General features: G+C 49.0%; 3 protein-coding genes. 2 read left to right on the top strand and 1 reads right to left on the bottom strand.

The window, feature by feature from the left end; translation table 11 throughout:
- Positions 1 to 466: 466 nt before the first annotated feature.
- Positions 467 to 2,512 (bottom strand): elongation factor G, encoded by a 2,046-nt coding sequence (locus tag PMG71_RS18105; RefSeq protein WP_283755118.1) that lies wholly within the window; start codon positions 2,510 to 2,512, stop codon positions 467 to 469.
- A 396-nt stretch (positions 2,513 to 2,908) separates the two neighbouring features.
- On the opposite strand from PMG71_RS18105, the gene PMG71_RS18100 reads away from it, so the two are divergent.
- Entirely contained in the window at positions 2,909 to 4,936 is a 2,028-nt protein-coding gene (locus tag PMG71_RS18100; RefSeq protein ID WP_283755117.1) for an NAD(P)H-quinone oxidoreductase subunit 5, read from the top strand.
- 198 nt (positions 4,937 to 5,134) lie between these two features.
- Positions 5,135 to 6,721 (top strand): NAD(P)H-quinone oxidoreductase subunit 4, encoded by a 1,587-nt coding sequence (locus PMG71_RS18095; RefSeq protein ID WP_283755116.1) that lies wholly within the window; start codon positions 5,135 to 5,137, stop codon positions 6,719 to 6,721.
- Positions 6,722 to 6,944 lie beyond the last annotated feature (223 nt).

Below are 6,944 nucleotides of genomic sequence, written 5' to 3'. Positions count from 1 at the left end.
GCGATCGCCTAGTGGTTTTCATGGGCTAATATCAAGTCCGCTTATTCATGTCCGCGAAGCGGAAATACCCTAATTAAAAATCCAGGGAGCAAGATGCTCCCACTCCAGTCAGATCAAAGAATTCGAGGAGTGCGGGCATCTGGCCCGCTTCTTAACCAATTTTCATGTCCGCTTGCGGAAACCGGACTTGATATCAAGTCCGCTTATTCATGTCCGCGAAGCGGAAATACCCTAATTAAAAATCCAGGGAGCGAGACGCTCCCACTCCAGTCAGATCAAAGAATTCGAGGAGTGCGGGCATCTTGCCCGCTTCTTAACCAATTATCCGGACTTGATATCATGGCGTAATGTGAACCTTCCTTTGACCGGATGAGATTCAGGATGGCGATCGCACCCAGGTAGGGGAGATGAGGACAAAAGGTTGGTAGGGGCGAAAAATTTTTCACCCCTACTGCGACCCTCTCAATTATTCAGCAGTAGTCGCCAAAACGCGATCGGCAATTTTATCGGGGACTTCTTGTAAATGGTCGTATTTCCAATCAAAGAAACCCACCCCTAACGTCAGAGAACGCAACTCAATAATAAAGTTTTGCATTTCCGCTTGGGGAAGATAGGCAGAGGTTTGATCCCATCCCTTCCAAGAGTCAAAGGGTTCATAACCCAGAATTTGACCCCGATGACCACTCAGCAGTTGTAAAACTTTAGAGGTAAATTCTGTAGGTGCAGAAATCGTGATGGAGGCGATGGGTTCAAGGAGAGTCGGTTTACCTTGACTCATACCCGTAGTCATGGCTAACCGAGCCGCTTGCTTAAAGGCTTGTTCAGAACTGTCTACACTATGGTAGCTGCCATTAGTGAGGGTAACCCCCACATCAACGACGGGGAAGCCGAGGGGCCCTTGGGTGAGGTATTCTCGTACTCCTGTTTCTACACCCGGAATATATTGTTTGGGGACAACGCCGCCAACAATGGTTTCATTAAAGGTAAAACCTTCTCCCCGGTCTAAGGGATGGATATTTAGGTAGACATCCCCAAATTGACCATGGCCCCCACTTTGGTGTTTATAGCGTCCGTGAACATTTTCCACCGGTTGACGGATGGTTTCTTTGTAGGAAACCTTGGGTAAATGGGTGGCCATGGGAATGTTGTATTTACGGTTGAGGCGCTCTAGACTGACTTTGAGATGGATTTCCCCTTGTCCCCAAAGGATCACTTCATGGGTATCGGCCTGTTGTTCCCAATAGAGGGAGGGGTCTTCTTCCAGGAGTTTGTTGAGAGCTGGAGTAAGTTTGACTTCATCTTTGCGGTTTTGGGGGGCGATCGCCAAAGCATAGACGGGCTGCACAATATTAGCCTTGGGCATAGCTTTCACCTCTTTGGTTGGCGATAGGGTATCACCCGTGTATACGCCATCCATCCGGGCTAGGGCGACTATTTCTCCTATACCCGCTTTAGATACCGATTCCTGTTGTTGTCCAAATAGGCGATAAATTCCACCCGGACGAACGCCGTTGAGGACTAGACCTTCTGTAATTTCTCCTTGCCAAACGCGAACCAGAGAGATTTTTCCCCCTTGGGGAGTATAAAAAGTTTTTAAGACCTGAGCAATAGGGGTATCGCTCTCTAAGTCAACGCCCCGCCGCCCTGAAGTGACATCGGGTGAGGGAGCTTCCCGTTTGAGGGCATCAAGAAGAGGACGCACGCCATAACCTTCGGAAGCAACGCCGAGGAATACGGGCACGATTAAATCGGCTCCCAATTCCATTTTCAGGTCTTTGACAATTTCTTCTTGGGGCGGTTCAATTTCTTCTAGGAGTTCTTCTAAGAGGTGGTCATCAAAGTCAGCTAGGGTTTCGAGCATCTGGGTTCTAGCTTGATGTTCAGCATCTTTGAGGGCTTCGGGAAGGGGAACGGGATCGGCGGGTGCATCGGGGTGATAATGATAGGCTTGTTCGCTTACGAGGTCGATATAGCCGATGATTTGGTCTTGTGCGGCGATCGGGAATTGGTGGGGAATGATGGGGCGAGAGGATACAGATTGTAGAGCGGTAAGTAGGGCAGAAAAACTGGTTAAACAGCGTTCTTCGTCGGTACAGACGCGATCCATTTTGTTGATGAAGACGAGATGGGGAATTTCCCAGTCATCTAGGAATTTGAAGAGGGGGGCGAGGGTGAGGATGCGATCGGGTTCAGCTTCGCAGACGATAATGGCTGCACCCACACCGATGAGAGCGTTGTAGGTTTCTTGGGCAAATTCTATGGAACCGGGGCAGTCGAGAAAAGTGAAGTGAATGTCTTCGTAGTCTGTAGAGGCTACATTAACTTCAACTGTCATTTGTTGCGATCGCGCTTCCGGCGATCCGTCTCCAATGCTGGTTCCGTCTTTAGTCGAACCTTTGCGTGAGATTGCCCCACTGACATATTCCAAACTTTCGAGCAGCGTGGTTTTACCACTCATGTATGGGCCGACAATGGCCACATTACGGCTGCTCAATACTCCTGTTTCTTTCATCAGATTCTCCTCAATTCTGTAAGGTAAAGGAGGATGCGATAGGCAATCCTGGTTATCAGGGTATGCACCATCGATTCGTCACTTTGAGGTTACCGCTTCTGGGTTGAGATTGAACGAATTGCAATCTCTTTTAAAGCAATTGGGGTAGTTTTTTGAACTAAAATGAATGAGTATAATTTTTAATGAATTTTAATGAATTTTTATCAACTTTTTACATCTTTTCGTAATCCATTCTCCCATCCCCCCATCTCCCCATCTCCCCATCTCCCCATCCCCCCATCCGCCCATCCCGACCGATCTTAAAATAATCTTTAGTTCCAACCCGGCAAGGGGTGTGCCACAATAATGAACGGTTTTCAACCAGAAATAGGACATTTTCAAATCGGCTGATCTTCAATGGAATACCTCTATGAATACGCCTGGTTAATCCCCGTGCTGCCCCTAGTGGGCGCAATGCTGGTTGGCCTAGGTCTAATCTCCTTCAACAAAGCAACGAACGGCTTACGGCAGGCCAATGCTGTGGTGATTGTATCCCTATTAGGGGCTGCCATGGTGTTATCCTTTGCCCTCTTGTGGAGCCAAATTCAAGGCCATGAAGTCTATACCTACACCTTAGACTGGGCATCGGCCGGTGATTTTCACCTCACCATGGGCTATGTAATCGATCCCCTGACTTCAGTGATGTTGGCGATCGTCACCACTGTAGCTTTTTTGGTGATGATCTACACTGATGGCTATATGTCCCACGATCCCGGATATGTGCGCTTCTATTCCTATTTGAGCCTGTTTAGCTCATCCATGTTAGGTTTAGTCGTCAGTCCCAACCTGCTGCAAGTCTATGTATTTTGGGAATTAGTAGGGATGTGTTCATACCTGCTGATCGGATTTTGGTACGATCGCCCCGCCGCCGCCGAAGCCTGTCAAAAAGCCTTTGTCGTGAACCGCGTCGGAGACTTTGGCCTCCTACTCGGTATCCTCGGCCTCTATTGGGCCACCGGCAGCTTCGAGTTTGAAGCCATGGGTGAGAACCTAGCTGATTTAGTCTCAGATGGCGTAATTTCCAGCGCTCTAGCCGGTCTATTCGCCATTTTGGTCTTTTTAGGCCCTGTAGCCAAATCAGCCCAGTTCCCGCTCCATGTGTGGCTGCCTGACGCGATGGAAGGCCCCACCCCCATTTCCGCCCTGATCCATGCTGCCACCATGGTCGCGGCTGGCGTGTTCTTAGTCGCTCGCATGTATCCCGTCTTCGAGCATACCCCCGTGGCCATGGATACGATCGCCTGGACGGGAGCCTTTACCGCCTTCTTAGGCGCAACGATCGCCATTACGCAAAATGATATTAAGAAAGGATTAGCCTATTCCACCGTTTCCCAACTGGGCTACATGGTTATGGCTATGGGCATCGGAGCCTATAGCGCCGGATTATTTCACCTGATGACCCATGCTTACTTTAAAGCCATGCTCTTCCTGGGTTCAGGTTCCGTTATTCACGGCATGGAGGGAGTCGTCGGCCATGACCCCGTTTTAGCCCAAGACATGCGGCTGATGGGAGGATTGCGTAAATATATGCCTATTACCTCAACCACCTTTTTAATCGGTACTCTAGCCATTTGTGGGATTCCTCCCTTTGCTGGATTCTGGTCAAAAGATGAGATCCTCGCTAATGCCTTTGCTGCCAATCCCCTGCTGTGGGCCATTGGTTGGGGAACGGCTGGAATTACCGCCTTTTATATGTTCCGCATGTATTTCTCCACCTTTGAAGGCGAATTTAAGGGCAATGATGAAGCCATTCGCGAACTCGTCCGCGAGTCTGCGGGTGTTTCCGGTTCTGCGGGTCACGATCATCATGATGACCATGGACATCATCATGCCCATAGTCCCCATGAGTCTCCCCTCTCCATGACCTTTGCCCTGATGGCCTTGGCGGTTCCTAGCGTATTGGTGGGTTTAGTGGGCACTCCCTTTGCTAACTATTTTGAAGCCTTTATCCATGCTCCCGGTGAAGCCTTCGATATGGCCGAAGCCGCAGCCGAGTTTGAATGGTCAGAATTTTTGCCCATGGCAGGCAGCTCGGTTGGTGTAGGGTTAATTGGGATTACCCTGGCCTCACTGATGTATCTGAGCCGTCAAATCGATCCAGGGGCGATCGCCAAATCCATCCAACCCCTGTATCAGTTGTCTCTCAACAAATGGTATTTTGACGAGATCTACGATTCCGTCTTCGTCATGGGAATGCGCCGAGTTGCCAGACAGGTAATGGAAGTCGATTTCCGAGTCGTCGATGGTGCAGTAAACTTAACCGGGTTTGTTACCCTAATTACCGGTGAAGGTCTCAAATATCTAGAAAATGGTCGCGCCCAATTCTATGCCCTGATTGTCTTCGGCGCAGTTTTGGGATTAGTGATCTTCTCTGGAATTAGTTAATTGGGGAATAGGGAATAGGGAATAGGTAATGGGGAATAGGGAATAGGGAATAGGGAACAGGGAATAGGTAATAGGGAGTTCTCCGTTTCCCCCCATCTCCCCACTCCCCCACTCCCCCACTCCCCCACTCCCCCCATCTCCCCATCCCCCAATCTCCCCATCTCCTCACCGCCCCACACCTCTATCTACTCAACACTTATGACTGATTTGCCTTGGTTAACAATCATCATTCTGTTTCCCATTGCGGCTTCTCTACTGCTGCCCATTATCCCAGACGAAAATGGGAAAACAGTACGTTGGTACTCTCTGATTGTCGGACTGATTGACTTTGCCTTTATTGTCTATGCCTTCTGCACGGGCTATGACTTAAGTAACCCGGATTTGCAATTAGTCGAGAAATATGCATGGGTTCCCCAAATTGACCTCAATTGGTCAGTGGGTGCAGATGGCTTATCCATGCCTCTGATTATTCTCACCGGCTTTATTACCACCTTGGCTATGTTAGCGGCTTGGCCAGTGACCATGAAGCCCAAGCTCTTTTACTTCCTGATGTTGGCCATGTATGGCGGACAAATTGCCGTCTTTGCAGTTCAGGATATGTTGCTCTTTTTCCTCGTTTGGGAATTAGAGTTAATTCCGGTTTATTTGCTGCTCTCCATTTGGGGCGGGAAAAAACGGCTGTATGCAGCCACCAAGTTTATCCTGTATACGGCAGGGGGTTCCCTGTTTATCCTGCTGGTGGCCTTGGCGATGGCGTTTTATGGGGATACCGTTACGTTTGATATGCAGGCGATCGCCGCTAAGGACTATAGCCTAAACTTAGAACTCTTCCTCTACGCTGGCCTCTTCATTGCCTACGCCGTCAAACTCCCCGTTTTTCCCCTCCATACCTGGCTTCCCGATGCCCATGGTGAAGCCACCGCCCCCGTACACATGCTACTTGCCGGTATCCTCCTCAAAATGGGAGGCTATGCCCTCATCCGCATGAATGCCGGTATGTTACCCGATGCTCATGCCGTCTTTGCTCCCGTTTTAGTCATCCTAGGGGTAGTGAATATCGTCTACGCTGCCCTCACCTCCTTTGCCCAAAGGAACCTGAAGCGCAAAATCGCCTACTCTTCCATCTCCCACATGGGGTTTGTTCTCATTGGTTTAGGTTCCTTTACTAACTTAGGACTCAGTGGCGCAATGCTACAAATGATCTCCCATGGCTTAATTGGAGCCAGTCTCTTCTTCCTGGTGGGAGCAACCTATGACCGCACCCATACCCTAATGTTGGATGAAATGGGCGGAGTCGGTCAAAAGATGCGGAAGATGTTCGCCATGTGGACAGCTTGCTCCATGGCTTCACTAGCCCTACCCGGTATGAGTGGTTTTGTGGCAGAGTTAACCATATTTATCGGCTTTAGCACCAGTGATGCCTACAGTTCCACCTTTAAAGTTCTGGTGGTCTTCCTGGCCGCTGTGGGCGTGATTTTAACCCCGATTTATCTGCTCTCCATGCTCAGGGAAATCTGCTATGGCCCAGAAAATAAGGAATTAGTGGAGCATGAAGTCTTAGTCGATTCGGAACCCCGCGAGGTGTTTATCATTGCTTGCTTGTTGGTTCCCATTATCGGGATTGGACTCTATCCCAAAATTGTCACCCAAATCTACGATTCGACAACAGTCGAATATACGGCAAGATTGCGGAATTCAGTACCCACATTGGTTGAATCTTCGTCAGTCGCGGTTCAAGAACTTCCTGTCCCTATCGCTCAAGGGATGACTGCACCTGAGATTTAACTGAAATTAAATTAAAAATTTCTCCCTTTTCAAGCCAGTAGTGATTGTCAACACTACTGGCTTCTTTTCGTTAATTGTTAATTGTTATATCAAGTTCGCTTATTCATGTCCGCGAAGCGGAAATACCCTAATTAAAAATCCAGGGAGCAAGATGCTCCCACTCCAGTCAGATCAAAGAATTCGAGGAGTGCGGGCATCTTGCCCGCTTCTTAACAAATTTTCA

It is taken from the genome of Roseofilum acuticapitatum BLCC-M154 (assembly GCF_030068475.1).
GTDB lineage: Bacteria > Cyanobacteriota > Cyanobacteriia > Cyanobacteriales > Desertifilaceae > Roseofilum > Roseofilum acuticapitatum.
Note: the sequence above shows the minus strand (reverse complement) of the source record. Positions and strands in the feature narration are given on the sequence as shown.

What these genes read in the sequence shown, in the direction of transcription:
- PMG71_RS18105 (WP_283755118.1), bottom strand. Translation starts at nt 2,512, where the DNA reads ATGAAAGAAACAGGAGTATTGAGCAGCCGTAATGTGGCCATTGTCGGC.
- PMG71_RS18100 (WP_283755117.1), top strand. Translation starts at nt 2,909, where the DNA reads ATGGAATACCTCTATGAATACGCCTGGTTAATCCCCGTGCTGCCCCTA.
- PMG71_RS18095 (WP_283755116.1), top strand. Translation starts at nt 5,135, where the DNA reads ATGACTGATTTGCCTTGGTTAACAATCATCATTCTGTTTCCCATTGCG.